We start from the raw sequence: 25,847 nt of genomic DNA, 5'->3' as shown, positions 1-25,847 counted from the left end.
CCGATATGCCAATTTCAGCGCTGAAAAAAATGGCCTCGCTACTCAAGCCTGAGAAGAAGTCGACGGAGACCGTCTTCTCGAGTCCTGATGAGCGTCGGAATCAACCTCGCTTTACCACGCAGTTTCGAAGCACCTTCTCGGGCGGCCCAAATGAAGGGAATGGACGAACGCTCGATCTGTCTATCGGAGGGTGCAAGATCGAAAGCGGAACGATTGTCGGCCAAGGAGATAAGTTTGAATGTCGTCTCCATATTCCAGACCTCGATTGGCCGATTATGATCGATGAAGCAATCGTTCGCTGGGTTGAGGGGAAGACATTTGGGCTGGCTTTCACACGTATCAGGTCGGGAGAGCAAGATAAAATCACTGCCATTATCAGCAAGATTGAGCAGGAGCAGCAGGCCTGACCTCTCCCCATCGTCGCCCATCCGCTTCGGCAATCATACGTGCCGGATTCTCTTCCTTCCCCTAGCGACATCTCCAGGCGTGACAACTCTCGGCTGAACCATTGCCGTCGAAGGGCGGTCACTACTTGGCTTGGGGGGCCAGCTCGCGCACATTATGAGGGGGACTACCGATTGACATGCTCCCTCTCGCTGTAACAAAGTACCGCCACTAGACAGGATGAAACGGAGAGTCCCTTCGTGGCCCTCGTTCTCAGCCTTTTCATTTTTGCAGGGGAACCGAAAGGAGTGTGGAGTGGAGCAACGGTATGCGATTACAGTCAAGTTCTTGGTCAACGCTGATTCGGCTGAAGATGCTGAGGAAATGATAGAAACTGCCTGTGAAAAGGCGACCGCCGCATTTCCAGAAATGAGCTATGAGGGGATCGAGGATATTGAAGAGGAAGAAGACGACTAATATGCCGGAAAGCCTGACGCAATGAAGGCACGCGGTCGATTCGGAAACGGACAACTGGGGCACGGTGGGAGGACGGCTGCGCGATGAGCACCGGAAGCGAAGTCATCACTCTGGCGGGCGGGTGCTTCTGGTGTCTGGAGGCGGTCTATGACCAAATCAAGGGCGTCCTCTCGGTTGAATCCGGGTATATCGGAGGCGCCCTTGAGAATCCTTCGTACGAAGCGGTATGCGGTGGAAGGACAGGCCATGCCGAAGCGGTGCGGGTCACCTATGATCCCTCGCTGATTTCGTGTCGGGAGTTGATCGAGATCTTTTTCTCGATCCATGACCCCACGACGCTGAATCGCCAGGGCAACGACGAAGGCACGCAGTATCGTTCCGCCATTTTCTACCATTTACCCGAGCAGCGGCAGGTAGCTGAGGCGGTCAAAGCCGCGGTCACAGCCCAAGGGTTGTATCCTAACCCGGTCGTTACTGAGATCGTTGCGGCGACAACGTGGTATGAGGCTGAACGATATCACCAGGAATACTTCGCCAGGAATCCGCTTCAAGGGTACTGTCAGTTTGTGGTCAGTCCAAAGGTGGCCAAGTTTCGGAAGCAGTTTGTGTCGAAGCTGAAGCTCTGACCGGAGTCCCGCCGTCACTTCCCAATCATCCACGACAGCCCTCGTTTCGGCGCATCCCATGCATCAGGCTTTTGAAAAATCTGATGAGTGCTCAAGAGTACCCGGGTATGGGGTGGGCAGAACGGCCATTCAGAAGCAGGATTACCTTGTACGGTGCCGAGGATGGCATCTTCTTCCCGCTCATCATGCAATTCGAGAATGATGAGGGGGGTGTTGGGGTCGAGTAGGCAGGTATCCCCTATCGGCGTCCCTACCGCCATTCCGGATGCAGCCACCTGCACCTGCTGCTGACCTTGAGAGAAAATGGTGTCCCCCGTGCGCAGCGGGCCTGGCGGGGCGAGGGAGTACAAGATCAAAGGAGCGGCAAGGATGACGAGGACGGCCAGTCCTATCGACCAGAGTGGCGGATCGGATCGAACGTCATCATCAGAATCACGCAAGCCGTCCATTTCTCGACTACACCTGCGGTGATGTGGTTTCCTGTCGAGCGTCAATCCCTTTGCGGCGCTACTGCGGTGGATGTGCCTCAGCATCCAACCAGGCGTCGCCTTCGCCAGCATTGTCGTGTGCCGTGCGAAGCGTTTGAAAATCGAATAGACGTTGATCCATGAGCAGCGCCGGTGCGACGTTGGCGATCGCCGCCGCGATGCTGTCCGAGCAGCCGGGCGATCGTGTTTCCCACTGACGGAGCAAGGCCTTCACGTCCTTTCGCTTCAGATCCTCTTGAGACCCGCATAGATCACAGGGGATGATCGGAAATCTCCGGAGTTCCGCGTATCGGGCCAGGTCTACTTCCTTCACAAAGGCGAGCGGTCGGATGACAAGATGTCGCCCGTCTTTTGAACGGAGTTTTGGTGGCATGGCCTTGAGCTTGCCCGTGTACAGGAGATTCAGAAACAATGTTTCATTGATATCATCGCGGTGGTGGCCGAGTGCGATCTTGGTGGCGCCCAACTCAGAGGCAATGCGATAGAGATGCCCGCGTCTGAGCCGAGAACAGAGGGAGCACGTGGTCTGGCCCTCAGGGATCAGACGCTTCACGATGGAGTAGGTGTCGCGCGTTTCAATGTGAAATGGAATGCCCCGGTTCGTCAGGTACTCCGGCAGAATGTGCGCGGGAAAGCCAGGCTGTTTTTGGTCTAAGTTGACGGCCACGAGATCAAAGTGAACGGGTGCACGCTGTTGCAGAAGAAGCAGGATATCGAGTAAACCGTAACTATCCTTCCCGCCTGACAGGCAGACCATGATCTTATCCCCGTCTTCAATCAGCCGATAGTCGGCGATGGCTTGGCCGACCAGGCGACAGAGCCGGGTCTGGAGTTTTTCAGTTTCCTCGTCTAACTTTGCGAGGGTCGTTGGAGGGCCTGGTGATGAAGGCATGGGAGCGATTGTACCTGCTCAATTATCCGGCTGTCGATGATGGAGCAACGGTAAGACGATCATGACCGACAATAAAGTGAAGTCGATTCTCTTTGTTTGCACAGGCAACATTTTTCGGAGCCTGGCAGCAGAATATGCGCTCAAGCGGTATCGTGGTTCGCAAGGCTTGTATTGCGTCGGGTCTGCCGGGATCGAGGCCAAGCCACAATCGATCCATCCCATCGTGCGTGCCAGACTCCTGGAGTATGGCGCTGATCCTGCCGGGCATATGCAACGCAAGCTGACGCAACCCTTACTTGATGAGGCGGACTGTGTCGTGGCGATGGGGCGCGACCATCAAGAAGCGGTGCAACGATTGTTTGGACGATCGATCCCGCTCTTCAATCAACTGTGTTTTGCTCGCGACGAACCGATCCTTGATCTGCACGAGGCGCTTCCCAACTGGGAAGAAGATCCCGAGCTGGCGCAGGCCTATGTCGTATCGGTTGTGGATCACATTTGCGATGCGATCCCTCACTTCGCGGCACGATTGCCACATCTTCTGTAACTTTCGACACAACGCTCTCACTCCTCGGTTCATTCTTGTACGCTCAGTGACAAATTATTCCGCTCTTTTGTCATGCGCAAGCGTGGTCATGCCCAGTGGCCGACGAAATCCACTTCGAATGCTATAGTTTCTCAAGCAGCATAAGTTTTCTGTCGAGAATGTATGAAGCGGTTGCACGATGCATCGATCAGCACTTGAGATCGCCAAACACCCTGCACATGACTTGATTGATCCGGAGTGGGTCGGGTGGTCTGACGACCAGTTGTTGGATCTGCCGATGGGCCGGCTCAATGTGGAAATTAAAGGCGGCTTTCTGGAAGGCCCAATTGCTGAATTGGACCGTGAGTTGGAATCGCGGCACTTGCGATTCCGTCCGCACTATTGGCTGTCGAATGAGTGGTTCACGCCGGATGGTATCCCGGGCATTGCGATTCCGTTCTATCTGGCGCATCCCCGGCTGGCCAAGCTGGAGTTGACGCAGATGCTGGAAGTGGAAGGCGGGACGCCTGATTGGTGTCTGCGGATTCTACGGCACGAAGCCGGACACGCGATTGAAAATGCGTATCGCATCCGCCGCCGCCGCACGCGGCAAGCCATCTTCGGCAAATCGTCCCAGGCCTATCCCAAGTATTATAGCCCCAGACCCTACAGCCGGAGTTTTGTCCGGCATCTCGATGTGTGGTACGCCCAGAGTCATCCGGACGAAGACTTCGCCGAGACGTTTGCTGTCTGGCTGACGCCGGATTCCACCTGGCATGACCGGTATCGCGGGTGGCCGGTGCTGAAGAAGCTGAAATATGTCGATGCATTGATGCAAGAGTTGGCCGAGGTCGAGCCGACCGTCGTGACCACTGAAGAGATCGATCCGCTCCCCAGCCTCAAGAAGACGCTACGTGAACATTATGAGCAAAAGCGCGCGCACTATGGCGTGGAACATTCCCTCCTCTACGACCCCGACCTCAAACGGCTGTTTTCGGATGGGTCGGCGCAACAGGGCAAACCAAGCGCCGCGACCTTTCTCAACCGGTTTCGACGGGAAGTGCGCCGGAAGGTTGCCAGTTGGACCGGAGAGTACCAGTACACCATCGATCAGGTGTTGGAGGACATGATCCAACGGTGCCGCCAATTGGATCTTCGCTTGTCGGTGGCAGAAGAGCAGGCCAAGCTGGACTTCACCATTCTGCTGACGGTGCATACGATGAATTATTTGCGTAGCGGCCGGCATCGGGTGGCCCTATGAGGCGCCTGCGTATCCTCGTGCTGATGCATGAAGATCTGGTGCCGCCGGACGAGCTGAACGGCCACGATCTGAGCAAGGTCGGATGGAAGACCGAATACGATGTCGTGTCGACGCTCAGGAAATTGGGCCACGAGGTGCACCCGCTCGGAGTGAAGAGCGATTTAGGGGTGATCAGGACGGCGATCGAAGCATGGCGTCCGCACATCGCTTTCAATCTGCTGGAAGAATTCGACGGGATATCGGTGTATGACCAGAATGTCGTGTCATACCTCGAGTTGCTGCATATGCCCTATACCGGCTGCAATCCGCGCGGGCTCATGTTGGCGCGCGACAAAGCGCTGACGAAAAAGGTTCTTTCCTATCACCGGATTCCCTATCCCGACTTCATGGTCGTGCCGCAAGGCCGGAGCGCCAAGCGACCCAAAGATCTAACGTTCCCTCTCATCGTCAAGTCCATCAGCGAGGAAGCGTCGTTAGGCATCTCTCAAGCGTCGATTGTGGAAGATGATGAGAAACTCAAAGAGCGGGTGGCCTTCATCCATCAAAGCGTCGGGACCGGTGCTCTGGTGGAACGGTATATCGAGGGGCGAGAGTTCTATGTCGGGATTATGGGCAATGGTCACATTCAGGTGTTGCCCGTGTGGGAACTGGTCATGGACAAACTCCCTGAGGATGCCAGGCGCATTGCCACTCAGCGGGTGAAGTGGAGCCGGAAGTATCAAGATAAGTACGGCATCACATCGGAGGAAGCCAGAAATCTTCCGGCCGGCAAGGCCGAGGAGATCCAACACATGGCCAAGCGGGTCTATCGAGCGCTCGGTCTCAGCGGATATGCGCGAATCGATGTTCGGATGGATGCGGAGGGGAAAGTCTATGTGCTGGAGGCCAATCCCAATCCGCAAATCGCGCATGAGGAGGACTTTGCCGATTCCGCCGAGAAAGCCGACTATAGCTACAAAGATCTGCTCCAGGAACTGCTGAATGTCGGCTTGCGCTGGCAGCCGGCCAAAGCCGCTTAGCCTCCCGCAAGCAATCCTCTCTAGATCTTGAGATAGAAATCAGCCGGCACTTGGGCCGAATGGCGCTTGCTGCCAGTTGGGCTACTGGCATGCCCAGGGAGAGCGTCGGCAGCGTGTCTACGGTCCCCAACGGAAGCCGAACATCAGACTGATACTGGTTCGGTCTTTCTCCGGCAGGGACGGCTGGAGATTGATGTCATGGAGATTCACCATCAGCGTTGAGGACAACGCGATGTTGTGAATAACTTGATACTCCAAAGAGAGGCCGATGGGAATGTACCAACTGGTGTCGTTTCGATTGATTTGCGAAGGCCCGGTGCCGCGGTCCAGGTCGGCATGGATAAGTCCGATGCCAGTGAAGGGGACCAGGTTGAACCCGTTATTCAGCCGGAGGTGGTATTTCCCGACTCCCGCAAACGCAATCTGAAAGAGATTGCCCGTGGGACTGAGCTGCATCATCGGTCCGAAGGAAAAGTTCCGATCGGCGTAATAGTCGACATTGAACCCGAGGGCGAAGACGGTTCCATTGACCGTGCCGGTCGTCAGTCCGAGGTCTGAGCCGAATCCCCAGCGGTTCTCATCGGCACGGACTGGCCCGGGGAAGAGACTGCTCCATATCAGAATGACCAGTGCGAATGCTCCGATAAAGTGGAGCGGACGGGTGCTCGGTGTGAAGACATCTTGTGAACGCATGTCGGGAATCTAGCATAGCGTTTTGACTCGAACAAGGCGCTTGAGAGTCGAGTCGCAGGTGCAGTACCCTGCAAGGCGCTCATCGACCTGCGGAGTGGAGATCCGTTACCATGACACCGAAAGATGCTGCTGCCGGCCTATACGCGGCCCTTCCGAAACCTATCTCGGTCGATCAGATCCAGGAATACGGGATCGAGGTCACCGAGTCTCAGGCCCGCCATCTCGCGAGGGAAATCCTGTCGCTGAATCTGTATTGGATTCTTGCGGCGGTCGATGCCCATATTCTGCAGAAGTACCGGGCGCTGATCGGCGGGCTCTTGCTCGAATCGGTCACCGCTCAATGGTCGTCGGATACATTCGGCCTGGAGCGCTGGGACGGATATCGGCAGGAGCTCGACGAGCGGCGGGAGCATTATGCGCGGCTGATGGACGACCGGTTGAACCCGATGGGGCTCAGCGCGGAAGCCGCCACGCTGTTGGAAGACCAGGGCGTGGTGTCGTCCGACGACCGGCAGAAGCTGCTGGTGCTCTTGATCGACTACGCACCGGTCGATCAGTACGCGGAACTCCTCGACGACGTCCGGTAGGTTCCTGCCGACGAGTGCCGTCTCTCTACAAATATCGGTGAGACACCACCTTCCCGTTCTTGTCGAGTTCGTACAGGAGCGGAGCGCCGGTGGGGATGTTGAGTTCCAGCACTTGTTCCTTCGTAAGCTGTTCCAATTCCATGACCAATGCGCGCAGGCTGTTGCCATGGGCGGCGATCAGAATCGTTTCGTCCTTCAGGACGTAGGGCTTGATCTTGCTTTCATAGTAGGGAAGCACCCGCTCGGCCGTATCCTTCAAGCTCTCTCCCCCCGGCGGACGCACATCAAAACTCCGACGCCAAATTTTGACCTGGTCGTCGCCATACTTCTTCGCCGTCTCGGCCTTGTTCAGCCCCTGTAGCTCTCCGTACATCCGCTCGTTCAGCGCTTTATCTTTCTCGATCGGGATATTCGTTTGCCCGATGCCCTCAAGCGCCAGACGCAAGGTTTCATTTGCGCGGGCCAGTACAGAAGTAAACGCCCGGTTGAAAGAGAAGCCGCGCAGCTTATCGCCGGCATTCTTGGCTTCTTGGATGCCGCGCGGGGAGAGCGGGACATCGACCCAGCCGGTGAACCGGTTCTCCAGATTCCATTGCGATTCACCGTGACGCAGCAAGACCAAGCGAGCCATAGTCGTCTCCTTTTCTCGGGAAGCCAAGTACCTGTCAGCAAGAATACTGGATCGGGCGATCAAGTCAAGCCGTTGCTTTCATCCGGAACCGGCAGTACCATGCCGCTCTATTCGCTCCACGCAGGAACAGACGATCCATGACGGTCCCGCCGGCATCTGATATGAATTGGTCCGCGCTTGAAGCCTGGTGGTGCGGAATGGGCGCGCGGCTCGCCGTGTTGGACCGGGCGCAGGCCTTCTTCACCGCCGTTCAGGCGGGCAATCATTTCGACCGCATTGCCCAGGTCGGCGCGCAGGCCGATTATGTGCTGTTCGTGCTCATGCGCTACTGGGTGCCGACCGTGCTGCCTCCGCCAGGTCGCGAGCGGCTGACGAAGAGCGATCCGGACTACTGGCTTGAATCGGAACACATTCTCAAGGCGGCCGCCGTTCGCTTGCGGGAACTGAAGCCGCTGATCGAATTGCTGACCGCCCCTGGTCCCTTATCCGAATCCTCCCAGGGCAAGGGCCTCAGCGCGTCGCCGGTCACAGAGCTTGAACTGGCGAACATCGTCGAAGGGATTGCCGAAGCCGCAGGGACCTACGGCGGTCCGGATTACACGTCGATTGTCAAAGCCTTTGATCCCGTGCCGCTCCGCCAGACCCAGCCGTTCAAGCACAACAAGAAACATAGTGCCGAACTGTGGGTGGTCTTTCTGCTGCGTGAGCACTTCCGCAGTCTCGGGCTGGGAAAAGACCGCTACTGGCCGCTGGTCGCCCCGCTCTGTGCCGCCGCCGGTATTCTGAATCCCAACGGCCAGCCCTATCCGCCGGACGAACTCAAGTCCTGGTGGCAGAAGAACTGGCCGCGCACGTATACCCAACTTGAACAGCGACAGGAAGCGACCGATGCGGGCGGGGCCGCGTACGAACAGGACTTTCAATGGTTCCAGGCCTGGATGGGCTGGCAACAAGGAAGAGGTTGACGGAATTTCTCAGACCGTTGCTCGGAGGAACTAGGTAGAGACAGTCGAAACAGGCTTCGCCGGACGTGTCGGGATCTTGTCTCCGTCCAGCTGTCCTTCCTCAAGCATTTTGGCCACGCCGGCCAGCGCAATCACATAGAGCACGATTCCCACGTAGATAACATACGGCTGGACCCCGCCGGCGTCCTGCAAGGCGGCCTCCTGCGCCGCGGGGTTGAGCTTTCCCGCTTTCTTGATCTCTGCGATCTCTTCCTTGCAGTGCCAGTAGTACAGGTAGTTGGCCGTGGCGCCGGCCATGACGCTCCACACGAGGCCGACGGTCATGTCGCCGGTGACATAGGTCGAGGCCATGGGGCCGATGGCGTACACAAAGGCGTGCAGATACATCTTCCGGTAGAGAAACCAGAGAAACGAAATGTACAGGAAGGCCGGCCAGTTCCAACTGAGGGCGAATCTGGGCTGCCCGTCGGAGGAAAACTTCTTGAACTGTTCGAGATAATAATCGGCCTTCGGGCCGACGAACTGCCGCCAGAGATCCTGATCGGTTGCGAGGGGCGTGTAGGGTGTTGCTTCGGGTGGCGCACCAGCAGTCGTACTCCCAGCCGAGTCGGCAGACGAGGTGAGGGCGAGGGCCATTCCACATTGCGCGCAGAAGTTGGCGTCTTCAGAGTTCTGTTGGCGACAGTGCTGACAGGGTTTCATGGACACGCAGCTTATCATACTCGGACATCCGGGCTGAGGCCTTATTGTGCGGAGCCGGATAGGTCACGGTCTGATACCGTGGAGGAAGTGAGCAATTAGATGCCCGCGTCTAAACACCCTGAAGGACGGGGCTGAAATCCTCCCGAGGGGCCGTCGCCGTTATTGATTTCGACTCAACCCTATGCTAGCTTTCCCCTTCTTTCTTGAGGGGATACGTCTGCCATGCCGACAGAGGAACTTAAAGATTACGCAGCCAAGTATTTGATGCAAACCTATGCGCGTCAGCCGATTTCAATCGTGCGGGGGCGTGGAGCCAAGGTCTACGACATGGAAGGCCGGGAGTACATCGACTTTGTCGGTGGCATCGCGGTCAATATTTTGGGGCATGGCCATCCGGATCTGGTACAGGCGATCCAGCGCCAGGCGGCCCAGCTGATCCATGTGTCGAACCTCTACTACACGGAGCCGCAGGTCAGACTCGCGCAAATGCTGGTCGATCATTCGTGCGCCGACCGGGTCTTTTTCTGCAACAGCGGCGCGGAGGCGAATGAAGCGGCGATTAAGCTGGCGCGGCGCTACGGGCATGAGAAGCACGGCGCGAACCGGTTCGAGATCATCACGATGAAGAATTCCTTCCACGGCCGCACGATGGCGACGCTGACGGCGACCGGCCAGGAGAAGGTGCAGAAAGGCTTTGAGCCGCTCGTTCCGGGGTTTGTCTATGCGCCGTTCAACGATTTTGCGGCGATTGAATCGCTCGTCACGGAGAAGACCACGGCGATCATGTTGGAGCCGATTCAGGGTGAGGGGGGCGTGCATGTCGCCGATCAAGCCTATCTGAAGAATCTGCGGGAGCTGTGCACGCAGAAGGATATCCTCCTGATTTTCGACGAAGTCCAGACCGGAATGGGGCGGACCGGGACGTTGTTTGCCTATGAGCAACTGGGCGTGGAGCCCGACATCATGACCCTGGCCAAGGGGCTCGGCGGCGGGATGCCGATCGGCGCCTGTTTGGCCAAAGAGGCGGTCGCTGCAGTCTTCACGGCCGGGTCGCATGCCTCGACATTCGGCGGCAATCCGTTGGCCTGCGCTGCGGGGCTCGCGGTCTGTCGGATCTTGATCGAAGGGCGTGTGCTTGAACAGGCCCGGCGCATGGGGGATTATCTGGCTAAAGGGCTGGCCGACTTCAAAGACCGCCATCGCGCGGTGCGGGACGTTCGAGGATTGGGGTTGTTACAGGGCCTGGAAGTGGAGATTGATGCGAAAGCCGTCGTGGCGGACTGTTTGAGCCGCGGCGTGCTGGTGAATGCCACCAGTGAACGGGTGCTGCGGTTTGTGCCGCCGCTCATCATTTCCCAGGCGGAAATCGATCGCGTCCTGGAGACGTTATCGTCCATCTTCAATCAACGGACGATGGCGGAAAAGGATCAGCCGCACTGATATGACAACTTCACGCAAGTCGAAGAAGCGGGCCGCCTCATTTGCCAAGGACTTGCTGGATGTGGCGACGATGCCGCGTCCCCAAATCGATGCCTTGTTGCGGCTGGCGACGGCGCTAAAGACGAAGTTGCGACGGGGCACTGCCCATTCGTTGTTGGCGGGGAAGACGCTCGGGCTGCTCTTTCAGAAGCCGTCGACCAGGACTCGCGTGTCGTTCGAGGCCGGCATGAATCAGTTGGGCGGCCATGCGATGGTCCTGCCCATGGCGGATATTCAACTTTCACGGGGCGAGAGTGTGCCGGATACCGCTCGTGTGCTGTCACGGTACCTCGACGGAATCGTGATCCGCACCTACGACCACGGCATTGTCCAGGAGTGGGCGGAAGAAGCCGCCATGCCGGTGATTAACGGATTGACCGATCTGAGCCATCCCTGCCAGGCGCTGTCTGACTTGATGACCATCAAGGAAAAGAAGGGGCGTCTCAAGGGACTGAAGCTCGCCTATGTCGGTGACGGGAACAATGTGGCGAATTCGTTGATTGAGGCAGCCGCCAAGGTGGGAATGCACATCGCGTTGGGGTGTCCCATCGGCTATCAACCGGATCAGCATGTGGTGGATCGGGCACGGCAGGAAGCGGCGCGCTATGGATCGGACATTGAGGTGGGGGTCGATCCGCAAATCGCCGTAAAAGATGCTGATGTGCTGTACACCGATGTCTGGATCAGCATGGGGCGCGAACGGGAACAAGCCCGGCGTTTGCGGACGCTGGCGCCCTATCAGTTGAATGGGCGGTTGCTACAGAAAGCGAAACCCGATGCCATTGTCATGCATTGCCTGCCGGCGCATCGCGGCGAAGAAATCACGGCCGAAGTGCTCGATGGGCCACAGTCCGTCATTATCGATCAAGCGGAAAATCGGCTGCATATGCAGAAAGCGATCTTGGTTCAGTTGCTGACTCAGAAGAAAGGCAGGGCATAAGCACTCATCATGAAACAGACATCGATCAAGAAAATTGTCCTCGCGTATTCCGGCGGGCTTGATACCTCAGTCATCTTGAAGTGGTTGCAGGAAACTTATCAGGCGGAAGTGATTGCGTTTTGTGCGGATCTCGGCCAGGGCGAAGACCTGCAGGCGATCAAGGCGAAAGCCAAGAAGCTGGGTGTGAAGAAGGTCTATGTCGAGGACCTGCGCGAGACCTTCGTGAAGGACTACGTGTTTCCGATGTTGCGTGGGAACGCAATGTACGAAGGTTGCTATCTCCTGGGTACATCGATTGCGCGGCCGCTCATCGCCCGCCGCCAGGCCGAAATCGCGTTGCAGGAGGGGGCCGAGGCGGTGTCGCATGGCGCGACCGGGAAGGGCAACGATCAGGTCCGGTTCGAGCTGACCTATATGGCGCTGGCTCCAGGGCTGAAGATCATTGCGCCCTGGCGCGAGTGGACCCTGCGATCACGGCGCGAATGTATCGAGTATGCCGACAAGCACGGCATTCCCGTGACGGCGACGAAAGCCAAGCCCTACAGTATGGACCTCAATCTTTTTCATGTGAGTTACGAGGGCGGCATCCTTGAAGATCCCTGGAAGTCTCCGCCGGATGAAATTTTCCAGATGACGGTGTCTCCTGAAAAGGCGCCCAACAAGCCGCTGGAAGTCGAAATCGAGTATGAGCTGGGAAACCCGGTCGCCGTTGACGGCAAAAAGATGAGCCCGGCAAAGCTGCTCGCGCACCTCAACAAGCTGGGCGGGGCCCATGGGATAGGCCGGGTCGATCTGGTCGAAAACCGCTATGTCGGGATGAAGTCCCGTGGTGTGTACGAAACGCCGGGCGGGACGATTCTGCACGTCGCGCATCGTGGACTCGAATCGCTCACGATGGATCGGGAGGTGCTGCACTTCCGTGACAGCCTGATTCCGCGGTTTGCCGATCTGATTTACAACGGATACTGGTTCAGCCCGGAACGGGAAATGATGCAAGTAGCGATCGACGAAGCGCAAAGAGATGTTTCCGGGACGGCCCGCGTGAAGCTCTATAAGGGGAGTTGCACTCTCGCCGGCCGGAAGTCGAAGAATTCCCTCTACCGGCTGGATATTGCGACGTTTGAAGAAGACGATGTGTACAACCAGAAAGATGCCGAGGGTTTCATCCGGTTGAACGCGCTGCGGTTGAAGATCCGGGCACAGAGGCGGAAAGCGAAGTCCTAATGGCCAGTCGGAGATCCGGCAAAGCAGGGGCAGGCAAGCCGAGCAAAGCATGGGCGGGACGGTTTCGCGAGCCCACCGATCGGTTGGTCGAAGCCTTCACCCGTTCCATTGCGGTGGATAAGCGGTTGTACGCGCACGATATCCGCGGCAGCATCGCCCATTGCCAGACGCTGGCCAAGGCCGGTGTGCTCAGTCGTCGCGAGACCGCGACAATCGTCCGTGGTCTGCAATTGGTTCAGCACGAACTGGAGCGGGAACGGTTCACGTTTCTGCCGGAAGACGAAGATATTCACATGGCGATCGAGCGCCGATTGACCGAGTTGATCGGTCCGGTCGGCGGCAAATTGCATACGGGCCGCAGCCGGAACGATCAGGTGGCGCTCGATGTGCGGCTCTATGTGCGTGATCAGCTCACGGTTCTGATCGGACGGCTGACGGAATTCCAACGGGTATTGGTGACGCAGGCAACGGAACATCTTGATGTCCCGATGCCGGGCTACACGCACTTGCAGCGCGCGCAACCCGTGTTGTTGGCCCATCATCTGCTGGCGTACGTGGAAATGTTTCTGCGCGATAAGGCGCGTCTCGCGGATGCACGGACGCGGGTCAACGTGATGCCGCTGGGTTCCGGGGCGCTGGCGGGATCGAATTATCCGGTGGATCGCCTCTATACGGCGGCGCTATTAGACTTCCCTGCGGTGACGCAAAATAGCCTCGACGCGGTGTCCGACCGCGACTTCATGATTGAAGTGGCATCCGCGTTAGCGATCGTCATGATGCACTTATCGCGCATGAGCGAAGAACTCATTCTCTGGGCCACGCAGGAATTTCATTTTGTCGATCTGCCGGACGGATTCTGCACCGGCAGCAGCATGATGCCCCAGAAAAAGAATCCCGATGTGCCAGAGTTGGTGCGCGGGAAGACCGGCCGCGTCTACGGTCATCTCATCGGATTGATGACGACGTTGAAGGCCTTGCCGCTCAGTTACAACCGCGATTTGCAGGAAGATAAACCGGCGCTGTTCGACGCGCTCGACACCACGCAAGACTGCGTCGAAGTCATGACGGAGTTGATGCGCCGGCTCAACGTGGACCGGGCCGCGCTGACCCGCGCCCTCACGGGCGGCGGGATGTTGGCAACGGAGCTGGCTGACTATTTGGTGATCAAGGGTGTACCATTTCGGGAAGCGCACGCGATCACCGGTCGGGTCGTCCGGTGGGCCTTGGATGCCGGGCGCGAACTCTCCGAACTCACCGTCAAAGAGCTCTGCGTGTTTTCGCCTCGCTTCGAGAAATCCGTGCTGGATCGGCTTACGGTGCAGGGGGCCATCGACCGGAAGGCGCAGATTGGTGGAACTGCCAGGTTGCAAGTGGTTCGCCGCCTGAAGGAATTGGCGAAGTTGTTGGCATGATACAAACGAGTGACATGTTTCTTGCCGGTGTGAGCCTGACCGTATTGACTGTTGTAACGGGTTGCGGCGTCGTGGGTGCTCCCATTGCTCCGGAAAACGTGGGCGTCAATCCGACGATTGCCAGACAGAAGATGGAGTTGAAAAAACTAGGAGAGACTCAAGAGGCAGTTAATCCAGCAGCATCTTCGGATCAGGTCGCCCCGGGCGAGATCAAAGGGCAGGATGAAGAGTTGCCGCCCTTGCGGCCGGTTGGAACGAGATAGTGTGGGCAGAGAGTTTTGGCGAGTGGACTCAACTTACTGAACGAGGATTGTGACGATGCATGATTTCGAATATCGCCAGGGCGAATTATATTGCGAGCAGGTGCCGATCAGCCGAATTGCCAAAGAGGTCGGTACGCCGTGTTATGTGTATAGCCACTCGACGCTCATCCGGCATTTCAGGGCGTACGATCACGCGTTCAAGAACATCCCTCACGTCGTCGCCTTCGCTATGAAATCGAACTCGAATTTGGCCATCCTCAGTCTGATGGCCAAGGAGGGCAGCGGCGTCGATATCGTCTCGGGCGGCGAGTTGTTTCGCGCCCTCAAGGCCGGCGTTCCTCCTTCCAAAATCGTGTTTGCCGGGGTCGGAAAAACCGCCGACGAAATCCGGGATGCCCTGAAGGCCGATATTCTGATGTTCAATATCGAGTCATCGGCTGAACTGCAGGCGATTCAAGAGGTCGCGGCGTCCGTCGGCAAGAAAGCCCGCATCGCGTTGCGGATCAATCCGGATGTCGATCCCAAAACGCATCCCTATATTTCAACGGGGATGAAGAAGAGCAAGTTCGGAATTGCCGCAGACCGCGCGCTGCAAGAATACAAGATGGCCGCCTCACTGAGCCATATCGACGTGGTGGGCGTTCATGCCCATATCGGGTCCCAACTCACGGAGGTGACCCCGTTCGTTGATTCGTTAAAGAAGGTCGTCGCGCTCATCGGAACGCTGAAAGCACAGGGAATCAACATCCGGTATCTGAACATCGGTGGCGGGTTAGGGATTACCTATTCCGAGGAAAAACCTCCGCTGCCGCAAGATTTGGCGGATGCGATTTCACCGATCATTTCCGATCTCGGTCTTACCTTAGTGATGGAGCCGGGGCGTGTCATCGTCGGCAACGCCGGCATCCTGGTGACCAAAGCGTTGTACTTGAAAGAAGGGGAGGCGAAGAGCTTCGTCATCGTCGATGCCGCAATGAACGATCTCATTCGCCCCAGCCTTTATGGCGCCTATCATGAAATCAAGCCGGTCAATGAAGAGGCCGGGCATCGCGCCAAGCAGCAGGTGGATATCGTCGGTCCGGTCTGCGAATCGGGAGATTTTCTTGCCAAGGATCGCTTGTTGGCCGCCGTGAAGCCGGGCGAATTAATGGCGGTGATGAGTGCGGGGGCCTACGGGTTCGTCATGGCTTCGAATTACAATTCCCGGCCCCGCGTCCCTGAAGTACTGGTCAAGGGCGGAGACATTCATGTCATCCGTGAGCGTGAAACCTACGAGGATCTGGTCAAGGGCGAGATGATCCCGGCGTTCTTGAAGTAATACGCGGCGTGGGCGGCCTGTAGATTCTCCCGTACCTTGAGAAGGAGCCATTATGTTTACCGGTTCTCATGTCGCGATCGTGACACCCTTTCGAAAGGGTAAAGTCGACGAGCGGGCGTTGGGTGATCTGATCGAGTGGCAGATCGCGAAGGGCACGAACGGCATCGTCCCTTGTGGTACTACCGGAGAGTCCGCCACGCTGTCACACGAGGAGCATAACCGTGTGATTGAGCTGACGGTGGAGGTGGCCCGTCGTCGAGTCCCCGTCACGGCAGGGACCGGATCCAATTGTACTGAGGAGGCCATCTCGCTGACGAAGCATGCCAAGGAAGCCGGGGCCGATGCCGCGCTGCTCATTACGCCGTACTACAACAAGCCGACGCAGGAAGGCTTGTATCGTCACTATAAGGCGATCGCCGAGGCGGTCGATTTGCCGCTGGTGCTGTACAACATTCCCGGGCGAACCGGGGTGAATATGCTTCCGGCGACGATTGCTCGATTGGCCGTGATCCAGAACATTGTCGGGGTGAAAGAGGGGAGCGGGGTGATTCAGCAGGCCTCGGACATTGTGCAGACATGCGGTAACCGCCTTGCGGTGCTTGCCGGAGACGATGCAATGACGCTGCCGATGATGGCGGTCGGCGGGCAAGGCGTGATTACCGTCACCGCCAATATCGCTCCCACCGAAATGGCGAATATGGTCAAGGCGTTTGCGGCCGGGAACATTGAGGAGGCCCGACGCATCCACTTCCAGTTGTCCCCTTTGTTTGCCGCGTTGTTCTACGAAACGAATCCGATCCCCGTGAAAGAGGCGCTGGGCATGATGGGGAAGATTGACCCTGAACTTCGTTTGCCGCTTTGCCCGATGGGGAAAGAGTATCGCGACAAGCTGGTGCAGGTGATGAAAGAGGCTCGCTTTATTTAGCGTTCCAGTAGAAAGATGAGACGCGGTCATGATTAAAGTTGTGGTGGCTGGTGCGGCGGGACGGATGGGTTGCCGATTGGTGGCGCTGGTGCGTGATTCGACGGCGCTGACATTGGCCGGGGCTATCGAGGGGAGTGGGCATCATGCCATCGGCGATGATGCCGGCGAGACTTCCGGGACCGGGCGCGCCGGGGTGGCCATCACCAGTGACCTGGCCGCGTTGATGGACCGTGGTGAAGTCGTGATCGATTTTTCCGCTCCCGAAGCGACGCTCGAGCATTTCCGCATTGTCGCCCAACATCGGCGGGCCATGGTCATCGGCACGACGGGGCTCAATCCGTCTCAACTTGAAGAGATCAAGGGGCTTGCGAGACACGTTCCCTGCGTGTTGTCACCCAATATGAGCGTGGGAGTCAATTTGATCTATAAAGTCATCGGGGAAATGGCGAAAACATTGGGCGACGACTACGACATTGAAGTGATTGAGGCCCACCACCGTCTCAAGAAAGACGCGCCGAGCGGTACCGCATTGAAAATTGCGGAAGTGCTCGCGCGCGCCGTCAATCGCGACCTGGACCAAGTCGGCGTCTATTCCAGAAAAGGCCTGATCGGGGAACGAACGAAACAGGAAATCGGTATTCAGACCATCCGGGCCGGCGATATTGTGGGAGATCACACCATTCTCTTCGGCGGAATGGGTGAGCGCATCGAGGTGACGCACCGTGCCAGTAGCCGCGACACCTTTGCGCGTGGCGCGTTGCGCGCGGCTCGATGGGTGGTACGCCAGCCCCCGGGCCTCTATGACATGATGGATGTGTTAGGTCTGAAGTGACTCAGTTCTGAGCCATGCCGGTCACGGTTCCCTTGCATTGCCCTGCCAACTTCATCGCGCTTTCTTATTCGCCCCGCGCTGCCTGATCCGGATGGATGGTGCGGCCGATCCGTTACTTCGCAGCGGGAGAGAGCCGTAACCAAGACCGACAATTTGTGTCAGATAAGCCGGAACTAGTTCGACGAAGGGGAAGATTGCGGAACACTCTGTCCGCAGGCATTGCACGCAACGACAAGTTGGTCGCGTGTGTAACTGATCATGCGATAGCAGGAGGGACAGCACAGGACGGCAGTCCGGGGAACGGCAGCCAACTTAATCACCGCGGGTTTCATCGACGAGACGTATCCCCGTCCTGAATCGCGGACCCGGTTGACGCGCCGATCGGTTCTTTCGCGCGAGTCTGGATCGTCGCCGAAAGCCTGGCATAGAGCAGTTGAGCGGCCTCCGTCCATTTCGGATTCGAAGGGGCGCCAACAAAAGCTGCCTCGGCAGCTTTCTGCTCATCGTACGTAAGTGGTTTTGGTTCTGCCATAGACGGTCAATGTCTTGCCGTGATGGGCCGTGGTTCTTGGTCCGCTGCTTTTCTCCGACCACAGTTTAAGCACGCAAACACTGTGATCGCAAGTCCTGCGTCCAAATCCACCGCCCGCTCTGGCAACATTGAACCGCGGCATTTATCGCATGTCTTCATAAACAAACTCTAACACTTACAGAAATGGATGCATATCCTTCTGAAGTACTGGATGGTAAGGGCAAGAGTCCTTTTTGACCAACGATATACTAGGCCATTTGGCCATTTCTGCACAATGAGACAACCCGCATTGCAGAAGGCTCAGCCTTGACAGCTCTAGGACGCTTCCATAGGATTGTGGTCGGTTTGGCAGGAACACACTATGTATAGATTATTTCTGATAATCGGATTGCTGGTCATCTTATTTGTGCTTGTGAAAAGCATTTATCGGAATTCCAAACAGGCCGGTAGACCGGCACGACCACCATTAGATGGAGATCAGATGGTCCAAGATCCGGTCTGCGGGGTGTTTGTGCCTATAAAAACTGCAATTGTCCAGCAGGTCGGAGGCGTCTCCAATTGCTTTTGCAGTCAGGAATGCGCGGAGAAGTTTCAGAAGCAGCGAACGAGTTAGCAGCCTGAGTAGCTGTAGTCCGACAACTTTTCTTCCTTGTCGAACTTCAGCAGAATCTGACACTGGTTCGGTGAGAAGTTAAACAGAGGAGGACCGGATTTTCCGCCGGCGATGCGGTAGTACGTCCATGTTTCGCCGCCGAAAAAGCGAGATGCTTTCCCGTCCGGGGTGCCCCAGTTTTTTTCAAACCAGGCTTTATCTTTCCCCTGGAGTTCTGCCGGTTTGAGCGAGGCTTCAAGGTAGGGATTACTGGAGCTACAGGCGGTCAGAGCCAAGCAGCTGATCAAAAGCATAACAGAGAGACGCATGAGTGAGTTCCTCCTCGGATGCGACACACAACGTACGATGCGTGGCTTGGTTGACGTGCAAATTCTAACCCCCGACCGGATAGCTGTCAAACCACGGCGTCGCGTTGCGTCGTGCATGAGTTCCCCCTAAAATGGACGACACAGAATATGCGCAAACGTCATCTCGGTAATGAAAGGATGTTCTTATGAAATTCTATCTCGATACGGCGAACGTGAAAGAAATTCAAGAAGCGGCCAGTCTTGGGTTGCTCGATGGGGTGACAACCAATCCCTCGCTTGTAGCCAAAGAGGGCCGTAGTTTCAAGGAAATGCTCGTCGAAATCTGCAACATCGTCGACGGGCCCATCAGTGCGGAAGTCGTCAGTGTCGAAGCGGATGCCATGGTCAAAGAAGGAAAAGAGCTGGCCAAGATCCACAAGAATATTGTGGTCAAGGTCCCGCTTATTGCGGAAGGGTTGAAGGCGACCAAACGGATGGCCGCTGAAGGTATCAAGGTGAACGTCACCCTGTGTTTCTCGCCCACCCAAGCGCTGCTTGCGGCGAAAGCCGGGGCCTGGTGTGTGTCGCCCTTCATCGGGCGTCTCGACGATATCAGTTCCAATGGCATGGAGCTCATCCGCCAAATCCTCACCATCTACAAGAATTACGACTACAAGACCTTCGTCTTAGTGGCCAGCGTCCGCCATCCGCAGCATGTCGTCGAAGCTGCTTTGGCCGGCGGCCATATCTGCACGATGCCGTTTTCAATTTTCCAGCAAATGGTCAAGCATCCATTGACGGACATCGGCCTCAAGAAATTTTTGGCCGATTGGGATGCCCAGGCGAAAAAATAAGGCTCGTGGTTACTTGGCGGGATGGGGTGTGCCGAGTTCGCGCCGTGCCTGCGCAAAGACTGAATGGAACATGGGGCGGGTCAGCTTTCCGGTAAACGTATTCTGCTGACTGGGATGATAAGAGCCGAGCAAGAGGTCTCCCCACGGAAGTCGATACGCAACGCCATGTCCAAACTTAGGCGTCGGTGACGGGATGGTGTGACCATCGGCTCTGTGCATCTTCAGATAGTGATCGAAGGCAATCTTCCCGAGCGTGATGACAATGCGTTTTCGTTTGAGGAGACGCATTTCATCACGCAAGAATCGGCCGCACTGTGCAAATTCATCGGGCGACGGCTTGTTCCCGGGAGGCGCACAGCGGACGGTCGCGCCGATATAGCAGTTCGTGAGGGCCAACCCGTCGCCGCGATGCGTCGATGAGGCTTGGTTGGCGAATCCGAAGTGATGCATGGCTTCGTAGAGCCAGTCCCCGCTGCGATCGCCCGTAAAGACCCGACCGGTTCGATTTCCGCCATGAGCCGCCGGTGCAAGCCCGAGCACGTAGAGTTCCGCCTCCGGGTCGCCGAATCCAGGGATCGGCTTTCCCCAGTACGTCCATTCCAGATACTGTCGGCGTTTGGTTTGGGCCACAGTCTCCCGGTAGGTCACCAGGCGTGTGCAGGCCGTGCAATCGGTGATCGCGTGATTCAGGACGGTAAGTGAGTGCATGGCCGGATCACTGTATCATGAACGAGAAGTCATTCGTGCTTGCCGGGGTTTGGGCTTGCTGTTAGCATGACCACGACCAACATTCATTAGTCTAAGAATAACAGAGGAGTACCTCGGATGGCAGAGTCTGGTATGCGAATTGGATATTGGGTCCTTGCAGGTCTTCTCAGCTGGGGGGCAAGCCAGGCCTGGGCAGAGCCGGTCCAGGGCCATCCTGAAGGCAAAGATGCGGCAAAGTCAGATTCTGGATTTCGCGATCTCATCCTCCCCGAGCCGCTGGACAATCAACCAGAGCCGGAAGACCGATTGGTCATTCTTCCGGAGATTAAACGGGAAGGAGAACGGTACTTTCTGAGTTCGTTCAAACTCCCCGACAAAATAACATTCGGAGGGGTACCGGTTCCGCTCGATAACTGGCAGGTCAGGGAACGCATTGAATACGAGTTTTATCAGTTTCTCGAAGATCAGGGCGAAAGTATCATCCTGGCGAAACGCACTGGACGGTGCTTCCCCCCAGCCGAAAAGCAGCTGGCCGACGCCGGGCTCCCGGACGATCTGAAGTACATGTTATTGGTCGAGAGCAAGTGTATTGCGGCCGCCTATTCCAAGGCCAAGGCCTCCGGCCCGTGGCAATTCATCCCGTCTACCGGGAAGCGGTATCGCCTCAAGAGCGACTCCGTCCTCGACGAACGCCGCAACCTCGAAATGTCGACCGAGGCCGCGGTCAAGTACCTCAAGTACCTCAAAGATTTCCAGCAGAACGATTGGTTCCTGGCGATGGCCTCCTACAATGCCGGTGAAGAACGGGTGCGCAAGCTTCTCAAGGAGCAGAAGATCACCGACTATTGGAAGATGCATGGTCCGCGCGAAACCATGCGCTATGTGCCGCGGATCATCGCGGCAAAAGAGATCTATTCGCAGCCGGAGAAGTATTTGGGGTTGAGCAAGAAGGATCTCTACGTCCCGTTGGAAACTGAGACCCTCACGGTCAATGTAAAAGAATCGCAGCGGGCTCTGACGTCGATCGCCGAGGAGTACGGGACCTATTTTCTTGAATTGAAGATGCTGAATCCTGAGTTTAAGAAGGATGTCCTCCCGCAGGGCATCTACCAGATCAGGGTTCCACGGCAAACCTGCCCGAGCCGCTGTTTCAAGCAGGCCAAGACCCCGTAGAACCCATGCCTCTCACGTTACCGGCCTCTCCCGCCCGATCCATTCTTCGTCGTGTAATCGGGGCGGGGTTGCGGGCGGCGGATCCCGCCCACGCTCTGTGCCAGCACGTTCATCGAACCGGCCACCGATTGCAGGTGGGGCGCCGCACGTATGATCTGCGATCATTCGATCGAGTGGTCGTGGTCGGGGCGGGAAAAGCCTCCGCGCGAATGGCGCAAGCCCTCGAGCGGGTGTTAGGCTCGTATCTGAACAGCGGGCTCATTGTCGTCAAAACCGGCCATCGTCTGCCCACCAAACGCATCACTGTGATCGAAGCCGGTCATCCGGTTCCTGATCGAGCCGGACTGGAAGCGGCCGAACAACTGCGCGCCCGAGTGGCAGAGGTAGGCGCTCGCGATCTCCTCATTGTGCTGCTCTCTGGCGGGGCATCCAGTTTGATCCCTGCTCCGGTCGAGGGGGTCAGCCTTGCCGATAAACAGACCATCACGCAATTACTCCTGAGAAGCGGTGCGACGATTCAAGAGATCAACGTGGTCAGAAAACACCTCTCGACGATCAAGGGGGGGCGCCTCGCCGAAGCCACTCGCGCAAGGATTGTGACGCTGATCCTCTCGGATGTAATCGGCGATGAATTGACGGCCATCGGCTCCGGTCCGACGGCGCCCGACCCTTCGACCTATCGTGATGCAATCGCGATCATGAAGCGGCGACGAATCTGGACGAAGGCGCCTGCTTCAATCCGCCGACACCTCAAGCGTGGTGATTGCGGCGACGTCAATGAGACGCCGAAGCCGGGTACGGCGCGATTCCGGCGAGTGCAGCATGAGATCATCGGGAATAACGAGATGGCGCTCGTTGCAGCCGCGCAAGCGGCTCAACAGGCGGGTCTGCGAACCGTTCTGTTTTCGACGCCCCTTCTCGGCGAAGCCGCTCAAGCCGGAAAGACATTCGCGTCACTCGCAGAATGCTTGTCTGAGGGGAAGGGAATCGTCCGGCGGCCCTATTGTATTGTGGCCGGCGGGGAAACAACCGTCACAGTCACAGGGCGCGGCAAGGGTGGCCGTGCACAGGAGTTCGCTGCCGCAGCGGCCTGTGCGATCGCCGGTCTTCACAACGTCTGGGTTGCTGCCGTCGGGACCGATGGGACCGACGGTCCGACCGAGGTGGCTGGTGCGGTGGTGGCCGGGGCCACGTTTGGAAAGGCGAAAATAAAAGGGGTGAATCTTCGTCGCGCACTCGCGCGGCACGATACCTATCCAGCCCTTCACGCGCTCAAGAGTCACATTGTCACGGGACCTACCGGCACCAACGTGAACGATCTTTACCTTCTGCTCGCACTCTAGTTAGTATCTGGGCCATGTCATCCCCGCTGATCCTGCCTCTCAAAGCCTGCACCGATCGCCGCTTCGTTGGCGGGAAAGCCGCGGGATTAGCACGCCTGATAGCTGAAGGGTTTCCCGTCCCTCCGGGGCTGTGTCTCACCGTCGAAGCGTACCGCCAATTCTTGCGTGATCAAGGAATGGATCCTGCGGCGATCTGGAGGCAGGTGCAGGATGCCAAAGGAGCCGCTCGCGCAGCACTCCTTGAAGACTGCCGCAGGCGAATTCAGCAAGGCCGCCTCTCTGGCGAGTGCCTGTCAGAACTACAGCGGCATCTCCGGGCAATGCAGCGGCCGGTTGAACAGCTCTGGGCTGTGCGATCTTCTGCCACCAATGAGGACGAGACACACGCCAGCTTTGCGGGGCTGTACCACACAGAGCTGGGAGTCGCCGGAGAGCAGTTGGGGCTCAGTGTGCAGACGGTCTGGGCGTCGCTGTGGGACGAGCCCCTGGCGACCTACTACGAGCGGGTCGGGTGGAGCGATCGCCCGCCGGCCATGGCAGTGGTGATTCAGCCGGTTCTCGAAGCTCGGGCCGCCGGCGTGCTCTATACGATTCATCCTGTCACGGGGCGTGACGATCAGGTCGTGGCGAATGTCGTGCCGGGTCTGGCGGCGGGTCTCGTCGACGGCACGATGACTCCGGATCAGTTCACGTTGCAGTGGGATGTCTCGACTTCACGGGCCTCCGTGCAGGAACGAGTGATTGCGAACAAAGACCGCGCAATGCGGCTGGGGACAGCCGGCATCCTTGATCACGCGCTTGATCCATCCGAGCGCGAGCGACCGTCGGTCACGGACGATGAGCTTGAGGCGTTGGTGCAACTGGGGAAGCGAGTCGAGGCGGCGCTGCATCAGCCCGTCGATATCGAATGGGCCATGGACGGGCAGGGACTTTGGCTCTTGCAGGCCCGCCCGGTCACAGTCGTGACGACACAGCCTTCGCGCCTCGATGATGGCTGCGAATGGTCCCGCACCAATTTCAAAGAGACGATGCCGGATGTGCCCAGCCCGCTCGGGATCTCGTTTCTTGAACAGTTTATGGATCTGTTTCTGATGGGACCTTACCGACGGTTGGGGTGCCAGATCCCTCGCGGGATGGCGTCGGTTCGAATATATCGAGGACGTCCCTATCTCAATGTGAGTCTGATGCATGCGTTGATCGAACAGCTGCGTGGCGACACGTCGACGCTTGCGGAGCATATGGGCGGACAGACGGTGTCCCGGCCTCTCCCGATCAAACAACTCAGTCCCGGGGCCTTGCTACGGGCGGGATTGCTGGTCGCTTGGTGGATCCGCCAGGCCTCTCGTCAGTCGGAGCGCTGGTTTGCCGACATGAAGCGGATGGGGCTGGAGAATCATCGCGAGGCGGTGCAGGCGCTGACGCTGGCCCAAGTCCGTGAACGGATCCAGGCATTGAACGAGGAGTTTCTTCGCCGTGAAATGACGTTCGGCATTGCCGGCGGTGTGACGCAATGCCTGCAGGCGCTGGGGTTTCTGTTGCCGCGATGGCTGGGAGAGGACTGGCGCGGACTGCTCAACGCGGCACTCCAGGGGCAGGCCCAAGCCATCAGCGCGCAGCAGATCGTCAGGCTGGCGGCATTGGTCGAGGTGGCGCGTCGTGACGAATCCGTGCGACGCGTGTTCGAAAGTGCGGAGTGGGACGGGCGGGTCGCGGGTCAGAGGCTCCGCGGGACCCGATTCTACGATCTGTTCGAACAGTACTTGCTCGACTATGGGCATCGGGGGCTGGGGGAGTCCGATATTATGTCCCCGCGATTTGCGGATCAGCCGGAAATCGTGCTGGACGTGCTGCGGCATCAGATCACTGCCCTGACGGCGCAATCGCCGGCTGATATTGCGGCGCGGCAGCGGAGGATACGTGAGCAGGGCTGCGCGGACATTCGCGCCCGGTGCGGCCGGCTTCGTTGGACGGTCTTTTCCTGGTGGTACCGGCGGCTCTGTCGGTTCTATGCGCTACGGGAAGCCAATCGACACCATTTGATGTACTACGCGGGGGCGACGCGCCGGCTGTTATTACGCGCCGGCGCATTGCTGACGGAGCATGCCCAGTTGGATCAGGCGGAGGATGTCTTCTTTATCCGCGTGGAAGAACAATCACCGTTGTTCAGTCTCGAGGCTCGTGATTGGCGGGCCTTGGTGGCGTCGCGCAAGCAGGCGCGTGTACGCGATCTTCAGCTGGTAGCTCCCGATCAGTTGATCGATGGAGCGAAAGAGGTCTCGGCAGAACTCGCGCCGGAGGCAGCAGGGTGGCGGGGGGTGCCGATCAGTGCCGGTGCTGCAAGGGGTCCGGCGCGAATAATCCGAACGGTAGAGGATTGGAAGAGAGTGGTTCCAGGCGACATTCTTGTTAGTCCTGTGATCGACCCAGGGATGGCGCCATTGTTCGGGATTGCCGCGGGACTCGTCGTAGAAATGGGCGGGACGTTGTCGCACGGCGCGATCATCGCGCGTGAATATGGATTGCCGGCGGTGGCCAACATCCCGGGGATCACGACCTCTGTGCGCGATGGGGAGATCATCGAGCTTGATGCGGCCGCTGGTACTGTGCGACGGCCGCTGCCATCTCAGGATCGTTCTCTCGGGTGAGCGTGGTCCCTGATAACGAACGGCTCGCGTGCAGGAGCGTCACAGAGA

The 25,847-nt window shown here is 57.9% G+C and carries 28 protein-coding genes; 20 read left to right on the top strand and 8 right to left on the bottom strand.

The window, feature by feature from the left end; translation table 11 throughout:
• Positions 1–5: 5 nt before the first annotated feature.
• The 3 genes from Q8N04_05555 to msrA all read left to right on the top strand — a co-directional run bounded on the left by Q8N04_05555 (position 6) and on the right by msrA (position 1,487).
• Complete coding sequence (locus tag Q8N04_05555) at positions 6–407, top strand: PilZ domain-containing protein (GenBank protein MDP3090123.1); 402 nt, start codon at positions 6–8, stop codon at positions 405–407.
• A 292-nt stretch (positions 408–699) separates the two neighbouring features.
• Positions 700–861: a hypothetical protein gene (locus tag Q8N04_05550; GenBank protein MDP3090122.1), complete on the top strand. Its 162-nt coding sequence runs from the start codon at positions 700–702 to the stop codon at positions 859–861.
• An 83-nt stretch (positions 862–944) separates the two neighbouring features.
• Positions 945–1,487 carry a peptide-methionine (S)-S-oxide reductase MsrA gene (msrA, locus tag Q8N04_05545; protein MDP3090121.1) on the top strand — a complete coding sequence of 181 codons (543 nt, stop codon included), beginning with the start codon at positions 945–947 and terminating at the stop codon, positions 1,485–1,487.
• A gap of 14 nt (positions 1,488–1,501) precedes the next feature.
• Here msrA and Q8N04_05540 read toward each other — a convergent pair whose 3' ends face one another.
• Together Q8N04_05540 and ttcA are read right to left on the bottom strand one after the other, a co-directional pair.
• Positions 1,502–1,936 (bottom strand): hypothetical protein, encoded by a 435-nt coding sequence (locus Q8N04_05540; protein ID MDP3090120.1) that lies wholly within the window; start codon positions 1,934–1,936, stop codon positions 1,502–1,504.
• A gap of 58 nt (positions 1,937–1,994) precedes the next feature.
• Entirely contained in the window at positions 1,995–2,867 is an 873-nt protein-coding gene (gene ttcA, locus Q8N04_05535) for a tRNA 2-thiocytidine(32) synthetase TtcA (GenBank protein ID MDP3090119.1), read from the bottom strand.
• Between the two features lie 61 nt (positions 2,868–2,928).
• Between ttcA and Q8N04_05530 the strand changes: the two genes are divergently transcribed.
• The 3 genes from Q8N04_05530 (at position 2,929) to Q8N04_05520 (ending at position 5,673) form a co-directional block, all read left to right on the top strand.
• Positions 2,929–3,414 (top strand): low molecular weight phosphatase family protein, encoded by a 486-nt coding sequence (locus Q8N04_05530; protein MDP3090118.1) that lies wholly within the window; start codon positions 2,929–2,931, stop codon positions 3,412–3,414.
• Between the two features lie 178 nt (positions 3,415–3,592).
• The gene (locus Q8N04_05525) at positions 3,593–4,654 is read left to right on the top strand and encodes a putative zinc-binding metallopeptidase (protein ID MDP3090117.1); all 1,062 of its coding nucleotides are present in this window, start codon (positions 3,593–3,595) and stop codon (positions 4,652–4,654) included.
• Positions 4,651–5,673, top strand: a complete 1,023-nt coding sequence (locus Q8N04_05520) for an ATP-grasp domain-containing protein (GenBank protein MDP3090116.1) — start codon at positions 4,651–4,653, stop codon at positions 5,671–5,673. Before Q8N04_05525 ends, Q8N04_05520 begins: the two co-directional genes overlap by 4 nt.
• A 117-nt stretch (positions 5,674–5,790) precedes the next feature.
• Here Q8N04_05520 and Q8N04_05515 read toward each other — a convergent pair whose 3' ends face one another.
• Positions 5,791–6,366 (bottom strand): hypothetical protein, encoded by a 576-nt coding sequence (locus Q8N04_05515; protein MDP3090115.1) that lies wholly within the window; start codon positions 6,364–6,366, stop codon positions 5,791–5,793.
• Between the two features lie 110 nt (positions 6,367–6,476).
• Between Q8N04_05515 and Q8N04_05510 the strand changes: the two genes are divergently transcribed.
• Positions 6,477–6,953 carry a hypothetical protein gene (locus tag Q8N04_05510; GenBank protein ID MDP3090114.1) on the top strand — a complete coding sequence of 159 codons (477 nt, stop codon included), beginning with the start codon at positions 6,477–6,479 and terminating at the stop codon, positions 6,951–6,953.
• 25 nt (positions 6,954–6,978) lie between these two features.
• Here Q8N04_05510 and Q8N04_05505 read toward each other — a convergent pair whose 3' ends face one another.
• Entirely contained in the window at positions 6,979–7,584 is a 606-nt protein-coding gene (locus tag Q8N04_05505) for a 2,3-bisphosphoglycerate-dependent phosphoglycerate mutase (GenBank protein MDP3090113.1), read from the bottom strand.
• A 137-nt stretch (positions 7,585–7,721) separates the two neighbouring features.
• On the opposite strand from Q8N04_05505, the gene Q8N04_05500 reads away from it, so the two are divergent.
• On the top strand, positions 7,722–8,549 hold the full coding sequence (locus Q8N04_05500) for a hypothetical protein (protein ID MDP3090112.1): 828 nt from the start codon (positions 7,722–7,724) through the stop codon (positions 8,547–8,549).
• Between the two features lie 30 nt (positions 8,550–8,579).
• Here the strand turns inward: Q8N04_05500 and Q8N04_05495 are convergent, their stop codons facing one another.
• A complete protein-coding gene (locus Q8N04_05495) occupies positions 8,580–9,251 on the bottom strand; it encodes a DUF2628 domain-containing protein (protein MDP3090111.1) in 672 nt (223 codons plus the stop codon).
• A gap of 222 nt (positions 9,252–9,473) precedes the next feature.
• Here Q8N04_05495 and Q8N04_05490 point away from each other — a divergent pair, with 222 nt between their 5' ends.
• Genes Q8N04_05490 through dapB form a run of 8 tightly spaced genes read left to right on the top strand, consistent with a single transcriptional unit; the run spans position 9,474 to position 17,644 of the window.
• A complete protein-coding gene (locus tag Q8N04_05490) occupies positions 9,474–10,691 on the top strand; it encodes an acetylornithine transaminase (protein ID MDP3090110.1) in 1,218 nt (405 codons plus the stop codon).
• 1 nt (position 10,692) lies between these two features.
• On the top strand, positions 10,693–11,670 hold the full coding sequence (gene argF, locus Q8N04_05485) for an ornithine carbamoyltransferase (protein ID MDP3090109.1): 978 nt from the start codon (positions 10,693–10,695) through the stop codon (positions 11,668–11,670).
• 9 nt (positions 11,671–11,679) lie between these two features.
• A complete protein-coding gene (locus Q8N04_05480) occupies positions 11,680–12,894 on the top strand; it encodes an argininosuccinate synthase (GenBank protein MDP3090108.1) in 1,215 nt (404 codons plus the stop codon).
• Positions 12,894–14,306 (top strand): argininosuccinate lyase, encoded by a 1,413-nt coding sequence (argH, locus tag Q8N04_05475; GenBank protein MDP3090107.1) that lies wholly within the window; start codon positions 12,894–12,896, stop codon positions 14,304–14,306. Before Q8N04_05480 ends, argH begins: the two co-directional genes overlap by 1 nt.
• Before the next feature lie 14 nt (positions 14,307–14,320).
• Entirely contained in the window at positions 14,321–14,569 is a 249-nt protein-coding gene (locus Q8N04_05470) for a hypothetical protein (GenBank protein ID MDP3090106.1), read from the top strand.
• A gap of 55 nt (positions 14,570–14,624) precedes the next feature.
• Complete coding sequence (lysA, locus tag Q8N04_05465; GenBank protein MDP3090105.1) at positions 14,625–15,887, top strand: diaminopimelate decarboxylase; 1,263 nt, start codon at positions 14,625–14,627, stop codon at positions 15,885–15,887.
• Positions 15,888–15,939: 52 nt separating this feature from the next.
• A complete protein-coding gene (gene dapA / locus Q8N04_05460) occupies positions 15,940–16,812 on the top strand; it encodes a 4-hydroxy-tetrahydrodipicolinate synthase (GenBank protein MDP3090104.1) in 873 nt (290 codons plus the stop codon).
• A 28-nt stretch (positions 16,813–16,840) separates the two neighbouring features.
• Positions 16,841–17,644 carry a 4-hydroxy-tetrahydrodipicolinate reductase gene (gene dapB, locus Q8N04_05455; GenBank protein ID MDP3090103.1) on the top strand — a complete coding sequence of 268 codons (804 nt, stop codon included), beginning with the start codon at positions 16,841–16,843 and terminating at the stop codon, positions 17,642–17,644.
• A 328-nt stretch (positions 17,645–17,972) separates the two neighbouring features.
• Here the strand turns inward: dapB and Q8N04_05450 are convergent, their stop codons facing one another.
• On the bottom strand, positions 17,973–18,176 hold the full coding sequence (locus tag Q8N04_05450; protein MDP3090102.1) for a hypothetical protein: 204 nt from the start codon (positions 18,174–18,176) through the stop codon (positions 17,973–17,975).
• Between the two features lie 609 nt (positions 18,177–18,785).
• Complete coding sequence (locus Q8N04_05445) at positions 18,786–19,097, bottom strand: hypothetical protein (protein ID MDP3090101.1); 312 nt, start codon at positions 19,095–19,097, stop codon at positions 18,786–18,788.
• Positions 19,098–19,282: 185 nt separating this feature from the next.
• On the opposite strand from Q8N04_05445, the gene fsa reads away from it, so the two are divergent.
• The gene (gene fsa, locus Q8N04_05440) at positions 19,283–19,930 is read left to right on the top strand and encodes a fructose-6-phosphate aldolase (protein MDP3090100.1); all 648 of its coding nucleotides are present in this window, start codon (positions 19,283–19,285) and stop codon (positions 19,928–19,930) included.
• 9 nt (positions 19,931–19,939) lie between these two features.
• Here the strand turns inward: fsa and Q8N04_05435 are convergent, their stop codons facing one another.
• Positions 19,940–20,638, bottom strand: a complete 699-nt coding sequence (locus tag Q8N04_05435; protein MDP3090099.1) for a uracil-DNA glycosylase — start codon at positions 20,636–20,638, stop codon at positions 19,940–19,942.
• A gap of 117 nt (positions 20,639–20,755) precedes the next feature.
• On the opposite strand from Q8N04_05435, the gene Q8N04_05430 reads away from it, so the two are divergent.
• Genes Q8N04_05430 through Q8N04_05420 form a run of 3 tightly spaced genes read left to right on the top strand, consistent with a single transcriptional unit; the run spans position 20,756 to position 25,799 of the window.
• A complete protein-coding gene (locus tag Q8N04_05430; protein MDP3090098.1) occupies positions 20,756–21,811 on the top strand; it encodes a lytic transglycosylase domain-containing protein in 1,056 nt (351 codons plus the stop codon).
• Positions 21,812–21,816: 5 nt separating this feature from the next.
• Entirely contained in the window at positions 21,817–23,154 is a 1,338-nt protein-coding gene (locus Q8N04_05425; protein ID MDP3090097.1) for a glycerate kinase, read from the top strand.
• A 14-nt stretch (positions 23,155–23,168) separates the two neighbouring features.
• Positions 23,169–25,799 (top strand): PEP/pyruvate-binding domain-containing protein, encoded by a 2,631-nt coding sequence (locus tag Q8N04_05420; GenBank protein MDP3090096.1) that lies wholly within the window; start codon positions 23,169–23,171, stop codon positions 25,797–25,799.
• Positions 25,800–25,847: the final 48 nt, after the last annotated feature.

Origin of the sequence: Nitrospira sp., assembly GCA_030692565.1 — a bacterium.
Taxonomy (GTDB): domain Bacteria; phylum Nitrospirota; class Nitrospiria; order Nitrospirales; family Nitrospiraceae; genus Nitrospira_D.
This window is presented reverse-complemented; position numbering and strand designations above follow the sequence as displayed.

Bases quoted from the DNA above. Each gene is read 5' to 3' on its own strand.
- Q8N04_05555 (MDP3090123.1), top strand. From the start codon at position 6: ATGCCAATTTCAGCGCTGAAAAAAATGGCCTCGCTACTCAAGCCTGAG.
- msrA (MDP3090121.1), top strand. From the start codon at position 945: ATGAGCACCGGAAGCGAAGTCATCACTCTGGCGGGCGGGTGCTTCTGG.
- Q8N04_05540 (MDP3090120.1), bottom strand. From the start codon at position 1,936: ATGGACGGCTTGCGTGATTCTGATGATGACGTTCGATCCGATCCGCCA.
- ttcA (MDP3090119.1), bottom strand. From the start codon at position 2,867: ATGCCTTCATCACCAGGCCCTCCAACGACCCTCGCAAAGTTAGACGAG.
- Q8N04_05530 (MDP3090118.1), top strand. From the start codon at position 2,929: ATGACCGACAATAAAGTGAAGTCGATTCTCTTTGTTTGCACAGGCAAC.
- Q8N04_05525 (MDP3090117.1), top strand. From the start codon at position 3,593: ATGCATCGATCAGCACTTGAGATCGCCAAACACCCTGCACATGACTTG.
- Q8N04_05520 (MDP3090116.1), top strand. From the start codon at position 4,651: ATGAGGCGCCTGCGTATCCTCGTGCTGATGCATGAAGATCTGGTGCCG.
- Q8N04_05515 (MDP3090115.1), bottom strand. From the start codon at position 6,366: ATGCGTTCACAAGATGTCTTCACACCGAGCACCCGTCCGCTCCACTTT.
- Q8N04_05510 (MDP3090114.1), top strand. From the start codon at position 6,477: ATGACACCGAAAGATGCTGCTGCCGGCCTATACGCGGCCCTTCCGAAA.
- Q8N04_05505 (MDP3090113.1), bottom strand. From the start codon at position 7,584: ATGGCTCGCTTGGTCTTGCTGCGTCACGGTGAATCGCAATGGAATCTG.
- Q8N04_05500 (MDP3090112.1), top strand. From the start codon at position 7,722: ATGACGGTCCCGCCGGCATCTGATATGAATTGGTCCGCGCTTGAAGCC.
- Q8N04_05495 (MDP3090111.1), bottom strand. From the start codon at position 9,251: ATGAAACCCTGTCAGCACTGTCGCCAACAGAACTCTGAAGACGCCAAC.
- Q8N04_05490 (MDP3090110.1), top strand. From the start codon at position 9,474: ATGCCGACAGAGGAACTTAAAGATTACGCAGCCAAGTATTTGATGCAA.
- argF (MDP3090109.1), top strand. From the start codon at position 10,693: ATGACAACTTCACGCAAGTCGAAGAAGCGGGCCGCCTCATTTGCCAAG.
- Q8N04_05480 (MDP3090108.1), top strand. From the start codon at position 11,680: ATGAAACAGACATCGATCAAGAAAATTGTCCTCGCGTATTCCGGCGGG.
- argH (MDP3090107.1), top strand. From the start codon at position 12,894: ATGGCCAGTCGGAGATCCGGCAAAGCAGGGGCAGGCAAGCCGAGCAAA.
- Q8N04_05470 (MDP3090106.1), top strand. From the start codon at position 14,321: ATGTTTCTTGCCGGTGTGAGCCTGACCGTATTGACTGTTGTAACGGGT.
- lysA (MDP3090105.1), top strand. From the start codon at position 14,625: ATGCATGATTTCGAATATCGCCAGGGCGAATTATATTGCGAGCAGGTG.
- dapA (MDP3090104.1), top strand. From the start codon at position 15,940: ATGTTTACCGGTTCTCATGTCGCGATCGTGACACCCTTTCGAAAGGGT.
- dapB (MDP3090103.1), top strand. From the start codon at position 16,841: ATGATTAAAGTTGTGGTGGCTGGTGCGGCGGGACGGATGGGTTGCCGA.
- Q8N04_05450 (MDP3090102.1), bottom strand. From the start codon at position 18,176: ATGGCAGAACCAAAACCACTTACGTACGATGAGCAGAAAGCTGCCGAG.
- Q8N04_05445 (MDP3090101.1), bottom strand. From the start codon at position 19,097: ATGCGTCTCTCTGTTATGCTTTTGATCAGCTGCTTGGCTCTGACCGCC.
- fsa (MDP3090100.1), top strand. From the start codon at position 19,283: ATGAAATTCTATCTCGATACGGCGAACGTGAAAGAAATTCAAGAAGCG.
- Q8N04_05435 (MDP3090099.1), bottom strand. From the start codon at position 20,638: ATGCACTCACTTACCGTCCTGAATCACGCGATCACCGATTGCACGGCC.
- Q8N04_05430 (MDP3090098.1), top strand. From the start codon at position 20,756: ATGGCAGAGTCTGGTATGCGAATTGGATATTGGGTCCTTGCAGGTCTT.
- Q8N04_05425 (MDP3090097.1), top strand. From the start codon at position 21,817: ATGCCTCTCACGTTACCGGCCTCTCCCGCCCGATCCATTCTTCGTCGT.
- Q8N04_05420 (MDP3090096.1), top strand. From the start codon at position 23,169: ATGTCATCCCCGCTGATCCTGCCTCTCAAAGCCTGCACCGATCGCCGC.